22 protein-coding genes are annotated in these 19,230 nt (G+C 65.1%); 18 read left to right on the forward strand and 4 right to left on the reverse strand.

What is annotated here, in order from left to right:
* The 13 genes from AC1DN0_RS20130 to mnmH all read left to right on the forward strand — a co-directional run.
* Positions 1-377 (forward strand): TorF family putative porin (locus AC1DN0_RS20130; RefSeq protein ID WP_477145944.1); only part of this gene is annotated, 377 nt, incomplete at its 5' end.
* Positions 378-441: 64 nt separating this feature from the next.
* Positions 442-780 (forward strand): P-II family nitrogen regulator, encoded by a 339-nt coding sequence (locus tag AC1DN0_RS20135; RefSeq protein ID WP_006159494.1) that lies wholly within the window; start codon positions 442-444, stop codon positions 778-780.
* 31 nt (positions 781-811) lie between these two features.
* Positions 812-2,344 (forward strand): ammonium transporter, encoded by a 1,533-nt coding sequence (locus AC1DN0_RS20140; protein ID WP_045241381.1) that lies wholly within the window; start codon positions 812-814, stop codon positions 2,342-2,344.
* A 28-nt stretch (positions 2,345-2,372) separates the two neighbouring features.
* Positions 2,373-2,570, forward strand: coding sequence for a hypothetical protein (locus AC1DN0_RS20145; RefSeq protein WP_441626946.1), 198 nt, complete (start codon positions 2,373-2,375; stop codon positions 2,568-2,570).
* Positions 2,571-2,863: 293 nt separating this feature from the next.
* Positions 2,864-4,159 carry a glutamate--cysteine ligase gene (gshA, locus tag AC1DN0_RS20150; RefSeq protein ID WP_035861103.1) on the forward strand — a complete coding sequence of 432 codons (1,296 nt, stop codon included), beginning with the start codon at positions 2,864-2,866 and terminating at the stop codon, positions 4,157-4,159.
* Between the two features lie 86 nt (positions 4,160-4,245).
* Positions 4,246-5,199 (forward strand): glutathione synthase, encoded by a 954-nt coding sequence (gshB, locus tag AC1DN0_RS20155; RefSeq protein ID WP_441626948.1) that lies wholly within the window; start codon positions 4,246-4,248, stop codon positions 5,197-5,199.
* 90 nt (positions 5,200-5,289) lie between these two features.
* Positions 5,290-5,745, forward strand: a complete 456-nt coding sequence (locus AC1DN0_RS20160; protein ID WP_035860999.1) for a PTS sugar transporter subunit IIA — start codon at positions 5,290-5,292, stop codon at positions 5,743-5,745.
* Positions 5,714-5,983 carry an HPr family phosphocarrier protein gene (locus AC1DN0_RS20165; protein WP_477145945.1) on the forward strand — a complete coding sequence of 90 codons (270 nt, stop codon included), beginning with the start codon at positions 5,714-5,716 and terminating at the stop codon, positions 5,981-5,983. Before AC1DN0_RS20160 ends, AC1DN0_RS20165 begins: the two co-directional genes overlap by 32 nt.
* A 137-nt stretch (positions 5,984-6,120) precedes the next feature.
* Complete coding sequence (ptsP, locus tag AC1DN0_RS20170; protein WP_441626950.1) at positions 6,121-7,896, forward strand: phosphoenolpyruvate--protein phosphotransferase; 1,776 nt, start codon at positions 6,121-6,123, stop codon at positions 7,894-7,896.
* A 244-nt stretch (positions 7,897-8,140) separates the two neighbouring features.
* Positions 8,141-8,437, forward strand: coding sequence for a (2Fe-2S)-binding protein (locus AC1DN0_RS20175; RefSeq protein WP_045241377.1), 297 nt, complete (start codon positions 8,141-8,143; stop codon positions 8,435-8,437).
* A 111-nt stretch (positions 8,438-8,548) separates the two neighbouring features.
* Entirely contained in the window at positions 8,549-9,028 is a 480-nt protein-coding gene (bfr, locus tag AC1DN0_RS20180; protein ID WP_035861007.1) for a bacterioferritin, read from the forward strand.
* Between the two features lie 275 nt (positions 9,029-9,303).
* A complete protein-coding gene (gene selD, locus AC1DN0_RS20185; protein WP_441626953.1) occupies positions 9,304-10,371 on the forward strand; it encodes a selenide, water dikinase SelD in 1,068 nt (355 codons plus the stop codon).
* The gene (mnmH, locus tag AC1DN0_RS20190; protein ID WP_441626955.1) at positions 10,371-11,483 is read left to right on the forward strand and encodes a tRNA 2-selenouridine(34) synthase MnmH; all 1,113 of its coding nucleotides are present in this window, start codon (positions 10,371-10,373) and stop codon (positions 11,481-11,483) included. The genes selD and mnmH overlap by 1 nt, the downstream gene beginning before the upstream one ends.
* A gap of 7 nt (positions 11,484-11,490) precedes the next feature.
* Here the strand turns inward: mnmH and AC1DN0_RS20195 are convergent, their stop codons facing one another.
* The 3 genes from AC1DN0_RS20195 to gpmA all read right to left on the reverse strand — a co-directional run bounded on the left by AC1DN0_RS20195 (position 11,491) and on the right by gpmA (position 14,820).
* Positions 11,491-12,264 carry a HesA/MoeB/ThiF family protein gene (locus AC1DN0_RS20195; protein WP_441626957.1) on the reverse strand — a complete coding sequence of 258 codons (774 nt, stop codon included), beginning with the start codon at positions 12,262-12,264 and terminating at the stop codon, positions 11,491-11,493.
* A 51-nt stretch (positions 12,265-12,315) separates the two neighbouring features.
* Positions 12,316-13,908 (reverse strand): S41 family peptidase, encoded by a 1,593-nt coding sequence (locus AC1DN0_RS20200; RefSeq protein ID WP_441626959.1) that lies wholly within the window; start codon positions 13,906-13,908, stop codon positions 12,316-12,318.
* Between the two features lie 165 nt (positions 13,909-14,073).
* Complete coding sequence (gene gpmA, locus AC1DN0_RS20205; protein ID WP_477102594.1) at positions 14,074-14,820, reverse strand: 2,3-diphosphoglycerate-dependent phosphoglycerate mutase; 747 nt, start codon at positions 14,818-14,820, stop codon at positions 14,074-14,076.
* Positions 14,821-14,960: 140 nt separating this feature from the next.
* Here gpmA and AC1DN0_RS20210 point away from each other — a divergent pair, with 140 nt between their 5' ends.
* From AC1DN0_RS20210 to AC1DN0_RS20230, 5 genes are all read left to right on the forward strand, one after another.
* Positions 14,961-15,374, forward strand: coding sequence for a rhodanese-like domain-containing protein (locus tag AC1DN0_RS20210; protein ID WP_441626963.1), 414 nt, complete (start codon positions 14,961-14,963; stop codon positions 15,372-15,374).
* A gap of 135 nt (positions 15,375-15,509) precedes the next feature.
* Positions 15,510-15,767 (forward strand): glutaredoxin 3, encoded by a 258-nt coding sequence (gene grxC / locus AC1DN0_RS20215; protein ID WP_035861020.1) that lies wholly within the window; start codon positions 15,510-15,512, stop codon positions 15,765-15,767.
* A 160-nt stretch (positions 15,768-15,927) separates the two neighbouring features.
* Positions 15,928-16,446: a protein-export chaperone SecB gene (gene secB, locus AC1DN0_RS20220; protein WP_441626966.1), complete on the forward strand. Its 519-nt coding sequence runs from the start codon at positions 15,928-15,930 to the stop codon at positions 16,444-16,446.
* Positions 16,447-16,553: 107 nt separating this feature from the next.
* The gene (locus AC1DN0_RS20225) at positions 16,554-17,570 is read left to right on the forward strand and encodes an NAD(P)H-dependent glycerol-3-phosphate dehydrogenase (protein ID WP_441626968.1); all 1,017 of its coding nucleotides are present in this window, start codon (positions 16,554-16,556) and stop codon (positions 17,568-17,570) included.
* Positions 17,571-17,710: 140 nt separating this feature from the next.
* Positions 17,711-18,718: a Bug family tripartite tricarboxylate transporter substrate binding protein gene (locus AC1DN0_RS20230; protein WP_477145946.1), complete on the forward strand. Its 1,008-nt coding sequence runs from the start codon at positions 17,711-17,713 to the stop codon at positions 18,716-18,718.
* 20 nt (positions 18,719-18,738) lie between these two features.
* Here the strand turns inward: AC1DN0_RS20230 and trmL are convergent, their stop codons facing one another.
* Positions 18,739-19,209, reverse strand: a complete 471-nt coding sequence (trmL, locus tag AC1DN0_RS20235) for a tRNA (uridine(34)/cytosine(34)/5-carboxymethylaminomethyluridine(34)-2'-O)-methyltransferase TrmL (protein ID WP_441626972.1) — start codon at positions 19,207-19,209, stop codon at positions 18,739-18,741.
* Positions 19,210-19,230: the final 21 nt, after the last annotated feature.

Consider the following 19,230-nt stretch of genomic DNA (forward strand, 5'->3'; position numbering starts at 1 on the left):
GAAGTGTATGTCGGCGCCGGGAAGTGTATGTCGGCGCCGGCTACGGTCCTGTGTTCTTCAAGTATTCGCAGGCGCTGACCAACCTGTTCGGATTCGCCGACAGCAAGTACAGCTACTACGCCGACCTGTCGGCCAATGTGCCGCTGAATTTCTGGGACCTGACGCTGAACGCCCACGTGGGCTACCAGAACGTGAAACACGTGAACAGCGCCTCGTACACGGACTGGAAGCTGGGGCTGACCAAGGACCTGGGCAAGGGCTTCGCACTGGCGATCGCCTATATCGATACCAATGCCCACAACTCGGTCTACACCAATACGTCTGGCCGCTATGTCGGCAAGGCTACCGCCTGGGCTTCGATCACCAAGACTTTCTAAACACGCATCAGGTTGAGCGGGCGCCGGACGCACGCCGGGCCGTCCCGCTCAGAGGAGAAATCGGATGAAACTGATCATCGCCGTCATCAAGCCGTTCAAGCTCGACGAGGTGCGCGAAGCGCTCTCGGATGTGGGCGTGTCCGGCATCACCGTGACTGAAGTCAAGGGCTTCGGTCGCCAGAAGGGTCACACCGAACTGTACCGGGGCGCGGAGTACATCGTGGACTTCCTGCCCAAGGTGAAGATCGAAGTGGCCGTCCCGGACGATGTGGTCGACCGGGCCATCGAGGCGATCGAGAAATCGGCGCGGACCGGCAAGATTGGCGACGGCAAGATCTTTGTCGCGCCCATCGAGCAGGTCATCCGCATTCGTACCGGCGAGACCGGCGGCGACGCGCTGTGACGCACAGCCCAACGACAAGAGGTTAATCACAATGAAATCCTGGTTCAAGCGCATCCTGACAACCGGCGCCGTGGCGCTGGCCCTGGGCACGGCCGGCATCGGCCTGTCCACCCACGCCGTGGCACAGGACAAGCCCGCGCCCGAAGCCTCCGCGCCGGCCGCTGCCACCGCCGTACCTGCAGCTGCCCCTGCTCCCGCGGCAGCGGCGGCTGCGCCTGCAGAGGCTGCCGCCCCCGCCGCGGCGCCTGCACCGGTGCCCAACAAGGGCGATACCGCGTGGCTGCTGGTTTCCACGGCGTTCGTGATCCTGATGACGCTGCCGGGCCTGGCACTGTTCTACGGCGGCCTGGTCCGCTCGAAGAACATGCTGTCGGTGCTGATGCAGTGCCTGGTGATCTTCTCGCTGGTGTCGCTGCTGTGGGCCATCTACGGCTACAGCTTCGCCTTCACCGAGGGCAACGCCTTCTTTGGCGGCACCGACCGGCTCTTCATGAAGGGGCTCAACGTCGATGCCGTGGCTGCCACCTTCAGCAAGGGCGTGGTGGTGCCGGAACTGGCTTACTTCGCATTCCAGTGCGCTTTCGCGGCCATTACCTGCGGCCTGATCATCGGCGCCTTTGCCGAACGCGCCAAGTTCTCGGCCGTGCTGGTGTTCGTGGTGCTGTGGTTCACCTTCTCGTACATCCCGATGGCCCATATGGTCTGGTTCTGGCCCGGTCCTGACCTGTACACCGACGCGGCAGCAGGTACCGCAGCCACCGCCAAGGCTGGCTGGCTGTTCCAGAAGGGCGCGCTCGACTTCGCCGGCGGCACGGTGGTGCACATCAACGCAGCCGTCGCTGGCCTGGTGGGTGCCTTCATGTTCGGCAAGCGCATCGGATTCGGCCGTGAGGCCCTGCGTCCGCACAGCCTGACCTTCACCATGGTCGGCGCCTCGCTGCTGTGGTTCGGATGGTTCGGTTTCAACGCCGGTTCGGCGCTGGAAGCCAACGGTTCGGCTGCGCTGGCCTTTGTCAACACGCTGCTGGCGACCTGCGCCGCAGTGCTGTCCTGGACCTTCGGCGAATGGATCAGCAAGGGCAAGCCCTCGATGCTGGGCGGCGCTTCGGGCGCGGTGGCAGGCCTGGTGGCCATCACCCCGGCGGCCGGCTTCGTGGGCCCGATGGGCTCCATCGTGATCGGTATCGCCGCTGGCCTGCTGTGCCTGTGGGGCGTGACCGGCCTGAAGAAGCTGCTGGGCATGGACGACTCCCTGGATGTCTTTGGCGTGCACGGCGTGGGCGGCATCCTGGGTGCGTTGCTGACCGGCGTGTTTGCCTCGCCGAGCCTGGGCGGCACGGGGATTTACGACTACGTGACCAATAAGGTGGCGGACGACTATTCGATCATGGGCCAGTTGTGGATCCAGTTCGAAGGCGTGCTTACCACCATCGTGTGGTCGGGCGTGGTGGCCTTCGTGGCCTTCAAGCTGGTGGATATGCTGATCGGCCTGCGGGTGCCGGAAGAAGAAGAGCGCGAGGGCCTGGATATCACCTCGCACGGCGAGACCGCGTATGAAGCCTGATCGCAATGGTGTTGTGCTGGAGAGCTGATTGGGAATCTTCTCTCAGGAGTTTCGCCCGGCCTTGTGCCGGGCTTTTTTCGGTCAGGCGGCACGCTTCGTGGCGGAATCGGGGCGCATCCCGCCGTCATTGGCCGGGATGGCGGCGCTGTTCTTCGCAAAGTGCTTAAATCCGATCTTAAAAAGCTTCAATTGTTTTCAGGGGGTAGCGCACATACAGTGCGAGTGAGGCAGTTTCCTCCACCTGCAGAACGCTCCCCGTATCTGTCAGGCCATTTGAAAGCGCGGCTCCGGTCGCGCTTTTTTTTTCCTGCCCGCGGCCCTCGCCGGCAGGTCGCCCGGAAGTGTCTCCGATTGCTCCTGCGCCCACCCCCCCCCTTTTATTCCTGAGCCGCACCCCCATATCCGTATCCCTTATCCCTTATGCTGTCGCTCGCATATGCTTATTCAGGCGGCGCCAGCAGCCAATTGGCCGTTCCTCTACAATCTGGGCGAACGATAAAGACGATCACTAGGATGTATATGGTCCCGCATCTCATCACCGCGCTGAACGGTCCGCTGCTCGAGCTGGAAAAAAAGATCCTGGATGCGACGCCGTCCATCGAGCGCTGGTTCAGGCTGGAATGGCAGGAACATACGCCTCCGTTCTATTGTTCGGTCGACCTGCGCAATGCCGGCTTCAAGCTGGCCCCGGTCGATACCAACCTGTTCCCCGGCGGCTTCAACAACCTGGCGCCCGAAATGTTGCCCTTGGCCGTCCAGGCGGCCATGGCGGCAATCGAGAAGATCTGCCCGGACGCCAAGAACCTGCTGCTGATCCCCGAGCGCCACACCCGTAACATGTTCTACCTGCAGAACGTGGCGCGGCTGTCGCTGATCATGCGCCAGGCCGGTCTTAATGTCCGCCTGGGCTCGCTGTCCGAAGACATCACCGAACCGACCCCGATCGAGTTGCCCGACGGCCAGACGCTGGTGGTGGAGCCGTTGGCCCGCCTGGGCGCGCGCGGTCGCCGCCTGGGGCTGAAGGACTTCGAYCCCTGYTCGATCCTGCTCAACAACGAYCTCTCSGCCGGCATTCCGCCGATCCTGGAGAACATCAACGAGCAATACCTGCTGCCGCCGCTGCACGCGGGCTGGTCGACGCGCCGCAAGTCGAGCCATTTCGCCGCCTACGACGAGGTTGCCAAGAAGTTTGCCAAGCTGATCGACGTCGATCCGTGGATGGTCAACCCGTACTTCGCCAAGTGCTCGGGCATCGATTTCCACGAGCGCGTGGGTGAAGAGGCACTGGCCGACTCGGTCGAAGGCGTGCTCAAGAAGATCGCCAAGAAGTACCGCGAGTACGGCATCAAGGAAACACCCTATGTGGTGGTCAAGGCCGACGCGGGCACCTACGGCATGGGCATCATGACCATCAAGGATCCTTCCGAAATCAAGGGGCTGAACCGCAAGGAACGCAACAAGATGAGCGTCGTCAAGGAAGGCCTTGAGGTCAACGACGTCATCATCCAGGAAGGGGTGCACACCTTCGAGAAGGTCAACGAGGCGGTGGCCGAGCCGGTGGTGTACATGATCGACCGCTATGTGGTCGGCGGCTTCTACCGCGTCCATACAGGCCGCGGCAACGACGAGAACCTGAATGCGCCGGGCATGCATTTCGTGCCACTGGCCTTCGCGCCCAATGGCATTCCCGACAGCCATGCCAAGCCTGGCGCAGCGGTGCCGAACCGTTTCTACATGTACGGCGTGGTGGCGAGGYTGGCCTTGCTGGCGGCGTCGCTGGAACTCGAGAAGACGGACCCGAATCCGATTCTCTGACATGTCTGAAATGGCGCTGCCCCGCTGGCGGCGCCTTGACGCGCCGCGCAAACCACGCGGCAACCCTGCGACCGGGACGAGCCATCATGCGTATTCTGTTTATTACCGATCCGCTGCACACCTTCAAGACCTACAAGGATTCGACGTACGCCATGATGGTCGAGGCGGTCGAGCGCGGGCACGAGCTGTTTTCTTGCCTGCAGTCGCAGCTGTCGCTGTCGGCCGACCAGGTGGAGGCGGTTGTGCATCCGCTGCAACTCACAGGCGATCCGCATGACTGGTACCGCACCGGCGAGGCCAGCCTGCAGCTGCTGACGGGCTTCGATGCCGTGCTGATGCGCAAGGACCCGCCGTTCGACATGGAATACGTCACCAGCACCTGGCTGCTGGAACTGGCGGAGTCGCAGGGCGCCAATGTGTTCAACAAGCCGCAGGCGGTTCGCGACCATTCCGAGAAGCTGGCGATTGCCCAGTATCCCGAATTCATCACGCCGACGCTGGTCACGCGGGATGCCGACCGTATCCGCGCTTTCCATGCGGAGCATCGCGATGTCATTCTCAAGCCGCTCGACGGCATGGGCGGGATGGGAATCTTCCGGGTCGGCCCGGACGGCATGAACCTTGGCGCCATCATCGAGACCCTGGGCGAGGACGGCGCGCGCACCCTGATGGTGCAGCGCTATATCCCCGCCATCAAGGACGGCGACAAGCGCATCCTGCTGATCGGCGGCGTGCCCGTGCCATATTCGCTGGCGCGCATTCCCAAGGATGGCGAAGTGCGCGGCAACCTGGCCGCGGGTGGTACCGGCCGCGCCCAGGAGCTTTCCGCGCGCGACCGCGAAATCGCCGAGTCGCTGGCGCCGGGCCTGTGGGAGCGCGGTTTGCTGCTGGTCGGGCTGGATGTGATCGGCGATTACCTCACCGAAGTCAATGTGACGAGTCCGACCTGTTTTCAGGAAATCACCCAGCAGACCGGCTTCCAGGTTGCCGCCATGTTTATCGATGCGCTGGAGCAAGCCGTGCAGGCCCGTGGCCGCTGAGCTGTTGGCGCCGCGCCAAACCGGGGCGCCGAGCTGAATCTCCGGCCAGCGTGCCTGCTACAATCGCGTCAATCCAACGGATTCACCACCATGGCAGGCATCCTGATCATCGCGCACGCCCCGCTGGCTTCGGCATTGCGCGAGTGCGCCGCCCACGTCTACTGCGGCCAGCCGCAACGGCTTGAAGCCATCGACGTCATGCCCGACGCCGAGCCTGCGGCCGTGCTGGCCGAAGCCCGGCGGCGCCTGGCCGAGGTCAGCGAAGACAATGGCGCGCTGGTGTTGACCGATATCTTTGGTGCCACGCCGGCCAATATCGCGGCCCGCCTCGCCGAGCCGGGCCGCGTCAAGGTGCTCGCCGGCGTCAATCTTCCCATGCTGGTGCGTGCCATTTGCTACCGTACCGAGAAACTCGACCAGCTTGCCCTCAAGGCGCTGGCGGGAGGCTCGCAGGGTGTGCTGCAGGTAGGCTCCACCACCGTCCAGAACCAGATCGCAAATCATCCCGACAAATATGCTGCAGAGGGACACCAACATCATCAATAAGCTCGGGCTGCATGCACGGGCTTCCGCCAAGCTGACGCAACTGGCGGGTAACTTCGTCAGTCAGGTCAAGATGTCGCGCAACGGTCGGCAAGTCGACGCCAAGAGCATCATGGGCGTGATGCTGCTGGCCGCCGGCATCGGCTCCACCGTGACCATCGAGACCGACGGACCCGATGAGCAAGAGGCGATGGACGCGTTGCTGGCGCTCATCGCCAACCGCTTCGGCGAAGGAGAGTAGGAAGCCGATTCGGGATGAAAGCGGCGGCACGGAACGCCGCGGCGCGCCTGGCCAGGGCCGCTTCGTTTCATCCTGGCACCGCTTCCAAGGTTGCTGGCCCTGGCCAGACTTTTTAAACGTTCCTGACGGAGCGGTACATGCCATTTGCCCTGCACGGCATCCCGGTCTCGCGCGGCGTCGCCATCGGGCGCGCGCATTTGCTGGCGCCTGCTGCGCTTGATGTCTCCCATTACCTGGTCGACGAAGATCGGCTTGAGGCCGAGGTGGAACGCCTGCGCGCGGCACGCGCGGCGGTGCGGGCCGAACTGGTCACGCTAAAGCGCGATCTCCCGCGCGAAGCCCCGGAAGAGCTGGGCGCSTTCCTTGATGTGCATGCGATGATCCTCGACGACGAGGCGCTTGCGCGCGAGCCCGAGGCACTGATCCGCAACCGGCGCTATAACGCCGAATGGGCGCTGACCACGCGGCTCGAAGAACTGATGCGGCAGTTCGACGAAATCGAGGACGAATACCTGCGCGAACGCAAGGCGGATATCCGCCAGGTGGTCGAGCGCATTCTCAAGGTGCTGGCCGGCGCGGCCGTGCTGGCGCCGGCCCCGGTGCCGCCTTCGTCCCTGGCGCCCGATGGCGAGCCGGCACCCGGCGTGATCGTGGTGGCCCACGACATCTCGCCGGCCGACATGCTGCAGTTTCGCCATACCGTGTTCCACGGCTTCGTGACCGATCTCGGCGGGCGCACCTCCCATACCGCCATCGTCGCGCGCAGCCTCGACATCCCTGCCGCGGTGGGCGTGCAAAGCGCCAGCGAACTCATCCGCCAGGACGACTGGGTCATCATCGATGGCGATGCCGGCCTGGTCATCGTCGATCCGTCGGCCATCATCCTCGAGGAATACCGGCACAGGCAGAGCGAGCGGGCACTGGAGAAAAAGCGCCTGCAACGCCTGCGCCATACGCCTGCCGTGACGCTGGACGGGCTTGAGATCGACCTGCTGGCCAATATCGAGATGTCCGAAGACGCGACCGCGGCGCTGACCGCCGGCGCGGTCGGCGTGGGCCTGTTCCGCTCGGAATTCCTGTTTATGAACCGACGCGGGGAGCTGCCCGACGAGGAAGAGCAGTTCCAGGCATATCGCGGCGCGGTGGACGCCATGCACGGGCTGCCGGTCACCATCCGCACCATCGATATCGGCGCCGACAAGCCGCTGGATGGCCGGGAGGGGCGCGATGGGCGCGGCGACGATTTCGAAACCGCGCTCAACCCCGCGCTCGGCTTGCGCGCGATCCGCTGGTCGCTGTCCGAGCCGGCCATGTTCCTGACCCAGTTGCGTGCATTGCTGCGGGCCTCGGCCTTCGGGCCGGTGCGGCTGCTGATCCCGATGCTGGCCCACGCGCGCGAGATAGACCAGACTCTGGACCTGATCGCACAGGCCAAGCGCCAGCTTGACGTCCGTGGCCAGGCTTTCGACCCGTTTATCAGGGTCGGAGCGATGATCGAGATCCCGGCCGCCGTGCTGATGCTGCCGCTGTTCCTGCGGCGCATGGATTTCCTCTCCATCGGCACCAACGACCTGATCCAGTACACGCTTGCCATCGACCGCGCCGATAACGCCGTGGCCCATCTCTACGACCCGCTGCATCCGGCGGTGCTGCAACTGATCGCGCGCACCATCCGCGAGGCCAACCACGCCGGCGTGCCGGTGGCGGTGTGCGGCGAAATGGCCGGAGATCCCGCCATGACCCGGCTACTGCTGGGCATGGGGCTGCGCGAATTCTCGATGCATCCTTCGCAGTTGCTGCGGGTCAAGCAGGAAGTCCTGCATGCCGACTGCGAACGGCTGGAACGGCTGGTCGAGCAGGTGCTGAGCGCCTACGAGCCGGAGGAACTGGCCTGCGCGCTGAAGCAGCTCTGATTGCGACTGACAACCCTGTACAGACTAAGGTTTTTCGGGAAATGCAACACTCTCAGTGAGCATTATAAGGCACTTTAATGCGGCTTGTGACGTTGTCTCAATCCACAATTTCCTGCGTAAGTGCCGTGTGGTTGGCATGTACATTTTGTGGCTTAATGGGAATTGTTATCATTTTCGATCTCTGATATTCTGACGTACATCGCGGGTGACATGCCGGTGTCACCCCTCTCTCAAGGAGGGATTTGTGTACGTTTGCATCTGCAATCAGGTTACTGACCGAGAAATCCATGGGGCCGCGCATCTTGGCGTGGCCACGCTCGACGAGCTGGCTGAAACGCTGGGCGTGGGCACCTGCTGTGGCCGTTGCCGCGAATGCGCGCAACAGGTCCTTTGCGAAGGCGTCGCCGCGGTCCGCAATGTCAAGGTCGCCACCATCCAGGTCGTGGACATTTCCTCCTGTTCGCCTTCGGGTCCACGTGCCATAATGGACACTCGGGACCCGGCAGTCGCGAACGATCAGCGTACCGAGCTGGTTGCTTGAACTCGCCCGTAACTATCAGGTTACGGCGCGGTTTCGGTCGTTCAGACTGCATGCGGCGCGTCTTGCGCCGCTTCGCGTTTTTGCGGGGGCCCGTTGCTACAGGAGCCTCCTATGAAAGGTGACAAGAAGGTCATCCAACATCTGAACGCGCAGCTGAAGAACGAGCTGACCGCGATCAACCAATACTTCCTGCATGCTCGCATGTACCGCCACTGGGGCCTCAAGAAGCTCGGCGACGTGGAGTACAAAGAATCCATCGGCGAGATGAAGCACGCCGATCGCCTGATCGACCGCATCCTCATGCTCGATGGGCTGCCCAACCTGCAAGACCTCAACAAGCTGCTGCTGGGCGAAGACACCCCGGAAATGCTCAAGTGCGACCTGAAGCTCGAGCAAGGCGCGCATGCCACCGTCAAGGAAGGCATTACTTACTGCGAATCGGTGGGCGACTACGTTAGCCGCGAGATCCTGGTCGACATCCTGACCGACACCGAAGAGCATATCGAGTACCTCGAAACGCAGCTCGACCTGATCGACAAGGTTGGTCTGCCGAACTATCTGCAGTCGCAGATGGAGCCGGGCGAGCAGTAATCCGCCCAGCAGTCGGCCGCGGGTTCGCAAGAACGCAGTGGCCGCGCTCGCGCGGCGCCGTTCGGTGCTGCCGCCTCTCCCCGCATCCGGGTAGTAACTCTTCTCATTCGGATTCCCATTCCTTGCCAGTCGCTTCGCAGCCATCGCCGTTGCCGTGCCGGCGCCAGCTTGCCCGCGATCCGCGCGTGCAGCGGCGAGAGGCGCCAGATAGCATATAGGKTGCAGATGAGCGAGCGCACGCATTCGCAAACGCCACGAAACAGGAGCCGAGGATCATGGCAGAACCCATTCGCCTGACGCAGTACAGCCATGGTGCCGGCTGCGGCTGCAAGATATCGCCACAGGTGCTCGATGTGATCCTGGCCGGCAGCGGCAATCAGCATCTCGACCCGCGCCTGTGGGTCGGCAATGCCTCCCGCGACGACGCGGCCGTCTACGCGCTGGACGGGCTGGATCACGGCCGCGGCGTGGTTTCCACCACCGATTTCTTCATGCCGATCGTCGATGATCCCTTCGACTTCGGACGCATCGCCGCCACCAATGCCATCAGCGACATTTATGCGATGGGGGGCGATCCGTTGCTGGCCATCGCCATCCTCGGCTGGCCGGTGAAGTTGCTGCCACCCGAGGTGGCGCGCGAGGTGGTGGCCGGTGGTCGGCGCGCCTGCGAGGATGCCGGCATCCCGCTTGCCGGCGGGCATTCCATCGATGCCCCGGAGCCCATCTTCGGGTTGGCGGTGACGGGTGTGGTCGACCGCGCGCACCTGAAGCGCAACGATACCGCCACCGCCGGGTGCCGCCTTTACCTGACCAAGCCGCTGGGCATCGGCGTGTTGACCACGGCCGAGAAGCAGGGCCGGCTGCGCGCGCAGGATGCGCACCTGGCGCGTGACTGGATGTGCGTGCTCAACCGCCCCGGCAGCCGTTTTGGCAAGCTGGCCGGCGTGCGGGCCATGACGGACGTGACCGGCTTTGGTCTGCTCGGGCACCTGGTTGAAATGGCCGATGGCAGCCGCCTTACCGCTCGCCTCGACTACTCGGCGGTGCCGCTGCTGCCGGAGGTATTGCGCTATGTGGACGCCGGTTGCGTGCCTGGCGGTACGCAGCGCAACTTCGATAGCTATGGCGCGCGGATTGGCGCCGGCATAGGCAACCTGGGCGGCGCGCTGAGCGAGGTGCAGCGCGCCGTGCTGTGCGATCCGCAAACCAGCGGCGGTCTGCTGGTGGCGGTCGAGCCTGCCGGCGAAGCCGAATTCCACGCTGCCTGTGCCGAGTCCGGCCTGGCATTGGCACCGGTTGGTGAGATGGTGGTGCAGGGCCAGTACGCCGTCGAGGTGATCTGATGCGCGACGATGCGTGCGATTTCCGCCGGCTTTTCCTGTCCGGTGCCGCTTTGCTCGATGTACGCGCGCCGGTGGAATTCGCGCGCGGTGCGTTCCCTGGCGCGGTGAACCTGCCGCTGATGGACGACGACGAGCGCCACCAGGTGGGCTTGTGCTATCAGGAGCAGGGGCAGCAGGCCGCGATCGCGCTGGGCCACCGCCTTGTGAGCGGCGACGTCCGCGCCGCGCGCACCGCCGCCTGGGCGGCGTTTGCGCGGGCGCATCCGGAGGGCTATCTGTATTGCTTCCGGGGAGGCATGCGTTCGCAGATCGTGCAGCAGTGGCTGCGCGACGATGCCGGCATTGCCTATCCGCGCGTGACGGGCGGCTACAAGGCGATGCGCGCTTACCTGATCGACGTCATCGATGCCGCCGCCGCCGAGTGCGGCCTGCTGATACTGGGCGGACTGACTGGCAGCGGCAAGACCGAGCTGATCGCCGACCTGATGGCTAGCCAGGATGCGGCCATCGACCTGGAGGGCGAGGCCCGCCATCGCGGTTCCAGTTTCGGCCGGCGCGCGGTCGCGCAGCCCACGCAAATCGATTTCGAGAGCGATCTGGCGGTCGCGCTGTTGCGCCACCGCGCGAGCGGGCGTGCTGCCCTGGTGGTCGAGGACGAAGGGCGCTTCATCGGCGCCCGGAACCTGCCGCAGTCCTTCTACCTCGCCATGCAGGCGGCGCCGCTGGTCTGGCTCGAGGAGCCTTTCGAGGCGCGCGTGGATCGTGTGCTGGAGGACTACGTGCTTGGCCTGTCGCAGGAATTCATCGAGGCGCTTGGCGAGGAGGCGGGATTCGCCGCTTATGCCGCACGCCTGCGGGATGCGATGGCGGCAATATCCAGGCGGCTCGGCGGAGCCCTCTACGAGCGGCTCTCCGACTTGCTGGGGCAGGCGCTGGAGCGCCAGGCCGAGTCGGGCCAGACCGAGCTGCACCGGGGATGGATCGGGGTTTTGCTGCGGCAATACTACGATCCCATGTATGCCTACCAGCGCGAGCGGCGCGAGGCCAGGATCGTATTCCGCGGCGAGCGCACCGCCGCGCTCGCCTTCCTGCGCGAGCGTACGCGCGCATGACTGGCGCTTAGTGGCCGGCGTCCCCGTGGGCCTCGCCGCCGCCGCAGACTTCGCAATCCGGCACGCGCCCAAGGCGCATGGTGGTCCATTCCATGCCGAGCGCATCGACCATCAGCAGCCGGCCGGCCAGGGTGGTGCCGATCCCCATCAGCAGCTTGAGCGCCTCTGCCGCTTGCACGGTGCCGACCATGCCCACCAGCGGCGCGAATACGCCCATGGTGGCGCAGGCCACTTCCTGCGCCGGCTGTGAGGGCGGGAACAGGCAGGCATAGCAGGGTGCGCCCGGCTGGCGGCGGTCGAACACGCTGATCTGCCCGTCGAAGCGCAGCGCAGCGCCGGACACCAGCGGCACGTTGTGCCGCACGCAGGCGCGGTTGACCGCCTGGCGCGTGTCGAAGTTGTCGCAGCAATCGAGCACCACATCGGCCCCGGCCACCAGTTGCGCCAGTTCGGCGGCGCCCACGCGAGCCTGCACCAGGCGGACGTCGATGCCGGGGTTGATGCGCAGCATGCCTTCACGCGCAGACTCCACCTTGGGTCGGCCGACATTGGCGGTGGTATGGATGACCTGGCGCTGCAGGTTGGTCAGGTCGACCACGTCGTCATCGACCACGGTAATGGTGCCAACGCCGGCGGAGGCCAGGTAGGGCAGGGCTGCGGCGCCCAGGCCGCCGGCGCCAATCACCAGCGCGTGGCTGGCCAGCAGCCGGCTCTGTCCCTCGATGCCGAGTTCGTCGAGCAGGATATGCCGCGAATAGCGCAGCAGTTGATCGTCGTTCATGGCGTGCAATGCAAAAGCGGCCCCGCGGGGCCGCTGTCGTCCATCAGGTTTTCAGGGAGCCTTGCCGGTCGGCGTGCCCAGCGGCGTTCCAATCGGTGCGCTCGCCGGCGGGGCGCTGGCTGGTGTCTTGCCGCCAGCTTTGGCCGGGGTGGTGCCAGACTTCGCGGAGGCCGGCTTGGCCGGCTTGTCCGACACGGCCACGGCTTCGAGCTTGGACTTCGAGCGCTTGACCGGCTGGCCTTCGAGCTGTGCGATCGCCTGCTGCAGCATGAAGTCCTCGGCCGAACCGAATTCGATCGGCTTCTTCTTGCGTTCCTTGTCGCGCTCTTCCGGCGACTTCTTGGCGTTGTCTTCCTCCAGCCGGCGCAACTCCTCGACGCGGCGCTGCTCGCGCTCGTTCATCTCGGGCTCCTCCGACTCCTGCTTGTTATGCAGGTGGCGCTCGGTGTCGATTTCGCGCGTGATCAGCGCGTCGTCAGGATCGCCTTCCGGGTTCTGGTCGACCGGGATGTCCGGGCGGATGCCCTTGGCCTGGATCGATTTGCCCGTCGGCGTGTAGTAGTACGCGATGGTCAGCTTGATGCCGGTGTCGTTGGTGAGCGGACGCACGGTCTGCACCGAGCCCTTGCCAAAGGTGGTCTTGCCCATGATCAGCGCACGCTTGTGGTCCTGCAGCGCACCGGCGACGATTTCGGAGGCTGATGCCGAGTAGGCGTTGGTCAGCACCACCATCGGGATCTTCTTGTACAGCGCCGGCAGGCTCTTGAGCGGATCGTCTTCGAGGGACGACAGCCGGTAGTTGTTGAACGTGGTCTTGTAGACGCGCTTGGCGTCGGGCACCTGGCCGTTGGTCGAGACCACGGTCACGTCATCGGGCAGGAACGCTGCCGCTACCCCGACCGCGCCTTGCAGCACGCCGCCGCCGTTATTGCGCAGGTCCAGGATCACGCCCTTGAGGTTCGGGTTCTTTTGCGCCAGTTCGTCCAGTTTCTTGCCCAGGTCCGCCACGGTGCGCTCCTGGAAGCTGGTCAGCCGCACCCAGGCGAGCTTGTCGTTGTCGATGAGCTTGGCCTTGACCGACTGCACGCGGATCTCGGCGCGCGTGATCGACACCGGGAAGGTGCGTTCCTCGCTCTTGCGATAGATGGTCAGCGTGACCTTGGTGCCCGGTTCGCCGCGCATGCGCTTGACAGCCTGTTCGAGCGGCAGGCCGCGCACGGGTTTGTCGTCGATACGGGTGATCAGGTCGCCGGGCTGGATGCCGGCACGGAAGGCGGGTGTGTCTTCGATCGGGTTGATCACCTTGACCAGCCCTTCTTCCTGGGAGATTTCGATCCCCAGGCCGGCGAAGCGGCCGCGCGTGCCTTCCTGCAGTTCCTTGAAATCCTTCTCGTCCAGATAGGCCGAATGCGGATCCAGGCTGGCGACCATGCCCTTGATGGCTTCAGTCAGCAGCTTCTTGTCATCGACCGGCTCTACGTACTCGCGCTTGATCTGGCCAAAGATGTCCGCCATCAGGCGCAGTTGCTCCAGCGGCAGGGGCCCTGAAGAGTTCTGCGCGGTGGCCGATAGCTGCAGCGTGGCGAGCACGCCGGCAACGAGTCCGGCAGAAACAAGACTTATGTTCTTGAGCGTCTTACGCATGAGGGCTGCCTGAACGTGTGAGGATTGTGCTGTGTCGGAGCCGGCCTGGCGTATCACACCGGCCGGTTTTGTCCGACAGTATAAGAGGGAGCGGCAAAAAAGGCCTGATCCACTGCATGAGGCGGCCGGGCGATGCGCCTGGGCGGCGCCCGCCCGGCCCTTGCCTCAGCGTGCCTTGCCCTGGTTCGCCACGGCGGCCAGGGAGGCGGCGATCGCTTTCTGGTCGCCCAGGTAGTAATGACGCAGCGGGCGCAGGTCGGCGTCCAGCTCGTACACGAGCGGGGTGCCATTGGGGATATTGATGCCAACGATATCGTCATCCGAGACCTGGTCCAGATACTTCACCAGCGCGCGGATGCTGTTGCCATGGGCYGCGATCACCACGCGCTTCCCCGATTTGATGTCGGGCGCAATGGATTCGTTCCATAGCGGCAGCACGCGGGCCACCGTGTCCTTCAGGCATTCGGTCAGCGGGATCTGCTCGTGCGGCACCTGGGCATAGCGCGGATCGTCGTACGCGACGCGCGGATCGTCCGTTTCGAGCGCCGGAGGCGGCGTGTCGTAGCTGCGGCGCCATACCAGCACCTGCTCGTCGCCGAACTTGGCGGCGGTCTCGGCCTTGTTCAGGCCCGACAGCGCGCCGTAGTGGCGTTCGTTCAGGCGCCATTCGTTCCGGACCGGGATCCACATCAGGTCCATTTCGTCCTGCACGTGCCACAGCGTGCGGATAGCGCGCTTCAGCACCGAGGTATAGGCTACGTCGAAGCCCAGGCCGGCTTCCCGCAGCAGCTTGCCTCCCAGCTTGGCCTGGGCCACGCCGGTGTCGGTCAGGTCGACGTCGACCCAGCCAGTGAAGCGGTTTTCGAGATTCCACGTGGATTCGCCGTGGCGGATGAGAACGAGTTTGTACATGCTGCTTCCAAAGCGTGAGAAACCTGTGTGCGCCATGCCACATACCGCCGCAGTTGTGTCAAGTAGGAGACAATGGCGGGTCGCGGGCACGAAACCGTCTATTTTATAATGCCGCCGACTCAACCCACCGGAATGCCAACGTGAATTTCTTCGCCGACTACAACAACCTTGCCTTGATCGCCCTCGCCGTGGTGTCGGGCGGCCTGCTGGCCTGGCCCGCCATCACGCGCGGAACCGCCGGCAAGACCGTCAATCCGGCCGCCGCGACCCAGCTGATCAACAAGCGCAATGCGGTGGTCGTGGATATCCGGGAAGCCACCGAATACGCCAAGGGCCACCTGCCGCAAGCCAAGAGCGCGCCACTCGCGGATCTTCCCAGCCGTGCCGCCGGCCTTGCAAAGGACAAATCCGTCCCAATCATCGTCGTGTGCCAGACCGGCCAGCGCTCGGGCAAGGGTCAAGCAGTCTTGAAGGAAGCCGGTTACAGTGAGATCTATTCGCTCGAAGGCGGCTTGGCCGCCTGGCAGCAAGCCGGCCTGCCCTTAGTCAAGTAAGGGGCGCCTGAAGCGGCTCCGGGGGCATGCCCCGTCGCCGCGCCAGCAGGGCGCCCGTCTTTGTCCGGTGTGGCGCAGTCCTGGCTTGCCGGCACCCGAGCTACGACCAGAGTCCCGTTTTTCAAGGAGAACCGCATGGCCCGCGTTGTGATGTACAGCACGGTAGTTTGTCCGTATTGCCAGATGGCCGAGCGCCTTCTGAAGGCCAAGGGCGTCGACGCGATCGAGAAGATCCTGATCGACCGCGAGCCCGGCAAGCGCGAGGAAATGATGACGCGCACAGGCCGCCGCACCGTGCCGCAGATCTACATCGACGAGACTCATGTGGGCGGCTTCGACGACCTCTCGGCGCTCGATCGCCAGGGCGGGCTGGTGCCCCTGCTGGCTGCCTGAAGGCCCCGCAGCCTCGGCGCGGGTGAATTCGTCACCCGCGTCATGTACCATATGCGTTTTCCAACCGGGTGCCGACCCGGGCCGTTGCCAGGGCCATTCCAGCCCGTGGCGCAGATGGTCCGTACGCCAGGTGCCCAACGCCTCTTTCCGGAAGCCTTTCATGAGCGACCAGCAAAACAATCAGCAGGAAGACCAGCCGTTCTTCAACATCCAGCGTGTGTACCTGAAGGACATGTCGCTCGAACAGCCGAATTCGCCCGGCATCTTCCTCGAGACCGAAGCACCGGCCGTGGAAGTGCAGGTGAACGTGGGTGCCTCGCAGCTGCAGGAAGGCATCTTCGAGGTGGTGGTGACCGGTACCGTGACCACCAAGGTGCAGGACAAGGTTGCCTTCCTGGTGGAAGCGCACCAGGCCGGCATCTTCGATATCCGCAACGTGCCGGTGGAGCAGCTCGACCCGCTGCTGGGCATCGCTTGCCCGACCATTCTCTACCCGTACCTGCGTGGCAATATCGCTGACGTGATCACCCGCGCCGGCTTCCAGGCCATCCACCTGTCGGAAATCAACTTCCAGGCGCTGTACGAACAACGCCTGCAGGCAGCCATGGAAGAAGCCGAAGCCGCACAGGGCGGCAGCAGCGGCATCGTGATGCCCGACGGCAGCCAGGCTCGCCACTGATCCTGCTGCAGTCAGTTGCAAAGACGGGGCCTCGGCCCCGTTTTGTCTTTCCGGCCCGCGTTACTTGATGAATGCGGCTTTGAGGCTGAACCAGCGAGGCGAACGCCATGAAAATCACTGTCTTCGGTGCAGGTGCCTGGGGCACCGCGCTCGCCAGCCATGCCGCCGCGGCCCACGATGTGGTGCTGTGGGGGCGTGACGTCACGCAGCTGGCGGGCATCGGCGCCGACCGCGTCAATGCCACTTACCTGCCCGGCGTACCGTTGTCCGGGCGGCTTGCGGTCGAGCCGGATTTCGAGCGCGCCGCGGCGCATGCCGATGTCGAACCCGACGGTCTCGTGATCGTGGCCACGCCCGTCTCGGGCCTGCGCGAAATGACGCGCAGGCTGGCCGCGCGCCAGACCGGGGCGTTGCGCATGCTTTGGCTGTGCAAGGGCTTCGAGGCCGGCACCAATGCACTGCCGCACCAGATGGTGCGCGAAGAACTCGATGCCGCCGGCCGTCTGCACGACACCAGCTACGGTGTGCTGACGGGCCCCAGCTTTGCCCGCGAGGTGGCGCTTGGCCTGCCGTGCGCGCTGACCGTGGCGGGCACGTCGCCCGCGCTCGCGGAACTGGCGCAGCATGCCTTCCATCACCATGCGATGCGCATCTACGGCAGCGACGACCTGGTCGGTGCCGAGGTAGGCGGCGCTGTCAAGAACGTGCTGGCGATCGCCACAGGCGCCAGCGACGGGCTGGGCCTGGGCCTGAACGCGCGCGCCGCGCTGGTGACGCGCGGCCTGGCCGAGATGACGCGGCTGGGCATGGCGCTGGGCGGCCGTGTTGAAACCTTTATGGGTCTGGCGGGCATGGGCGACCTGATCCTGACCGCCACGGGCGACCTCTCGCGCAACCGCAAGGTTGGCCAGCAACTGGCCGAGGGCAAGACGCTGGCGCAGATCCTGGCCGAACTGGGCCACGTAGCCGAAGGCGTGCGCTGCGCGCAGGCGGTGGCGGCGCTGGCAGCGGCAAAGGGCGTCGATATGCCGATCACGCGTGCGGTTTGCGCGGTGCTCTTCGAAGGGCTGCCCGCCGCCGACGCGGTGGCGCAACTACTGCAGCGCGACGCACGCGATGAGTGAGCGCATGCTGACCCGGCAACCATCGCGGACCTCCCGCGCCTGGCCGGTCGCTGCCATTTGCCAGGGACGCGAGTCCCTTCTTGATTGATTTCATTGAGTCCGGCGGCGATACGCTTGCGCATTTGCCACCGCCTTGCATCATGTCCCAAGACTTCATCGCGGCCCGCCGCCGCACCCTGATCGCCCTTGCCGCCGGCGCCATGTCCGGCATGGCAGGGACGGCAATGGCTTCGCCCGCGGCCTCCCAGCCCTGGCCAGCGCGCCCGATCCGCATGGTGGTGCCGTTCCCGGCCGGGTCCTCGCCCGACCTGATCGCGCGCCTGCTGACCGAGAAGCTGGCCGTCGCGCTCGGGCAGCCCGTGGTAGTGGAAAACCGCCCGGGCGCCGGCGGCAATATCGGCACCGGCATGGTGGCAAGGGCCGCGCCGGATGGCTACACCTTGCTGCTGACCATCAATGGCCCGCTAGTCACGGCGCCGACCCTGTCGCGCCATCTTGGCTACGACCCGGTGCGCCAGCTCGCGCCCGTGTCGCTGGTGGCAACTTCGCCCAATGTCCTGGTGGTGGATGCCCGCCTGCCGGTGCATGACGTACGCGAGTTCGTGGCGCTGGCACGGTCCCGTCCGGGCGTGCTGAACTACGGGTCGGTCGGCAACGGCAGCGCTTCCCACCTGGCGATGGAGCAGCTCAAGGCCGCGGCGGGGATCGACCTGCAGCACATTCCCTATCCGGGCTTCGCGCAGATCACCACCGCCATGGTCGGTGGCCAGGTGCAGGCTGGCTTCATGGTGCCGGCCATCGCCATGCCCCTGGTGACTGCCGGCAAGCTGCGCATCATCGCGGTCACCACCAGCGGGCGCACCGGCCTGTTGCCCGCGGTGCCAACCGTGGCGGAATCCGGCTATCCCGGCTTCGAGGCGATCTCGTGGCAAGCGGTGCTGGCGCCGGCGGGAACGCCCGCGCCGGTGATCGACCGGCTCTATCGCGAACTGGTGGCCATCATCGGCAGCGAGGATGTGCGCGCCAAGATGCGAGCCCAGTATTTCGTGCCGGCAGGGACGGCGCCACAATCGCTGCGCCAGACCATGGCGAGCGAAAAAGCGCGCTGGGACAAGGTGATTCGCGTCGCCGGCGTACAGCCGGAATAAAGCGCTTTCGTCAGCCCGGATCAGGCGCCGCCGGCAAAGCCGTTCTGGCGCCAGGCTTCGAACACGACGACCGCGACGGTATTGGAGAGGTTGAGGCTGCGGTTGTCCGGCCGCATCGGCAGGCGGATGCGCTGCGTGGCGGGAAACCACTCGCGCCGCTCCGGCGCCAGCCCGCGCGTTTCCGAGCCAAACACGAACCAGTCGCCAGGCTGGAAGCCGACCTGTCCAAACGGCGTCGAGCCGTGCGTGGTCAGCGCGAACATGCGGGTGGGGTCGGGCTGTTCGCTTTCCATCAGCGCATCCCAGTTCTCGTGCACGCGCATGCTGGCGTACTCGTGATAGTCCAGCCCGGCACGGCGCATGCGCGCATCCTCGAGCGGAAAGCCGAGCGGCTTGACGAGGTGCAGGCGCGCGCCGGTGTTGGCGCACAGGCGAATCACATTGCCGGTATTCGGGGGGATCTCGGGTTCGACCAGGACGACATTGAACATGGGAGTGGGCGGGCCGGAGGC

The organism is Cupriavidus sp. 05N39 (genome assembly GCF_056397325.1).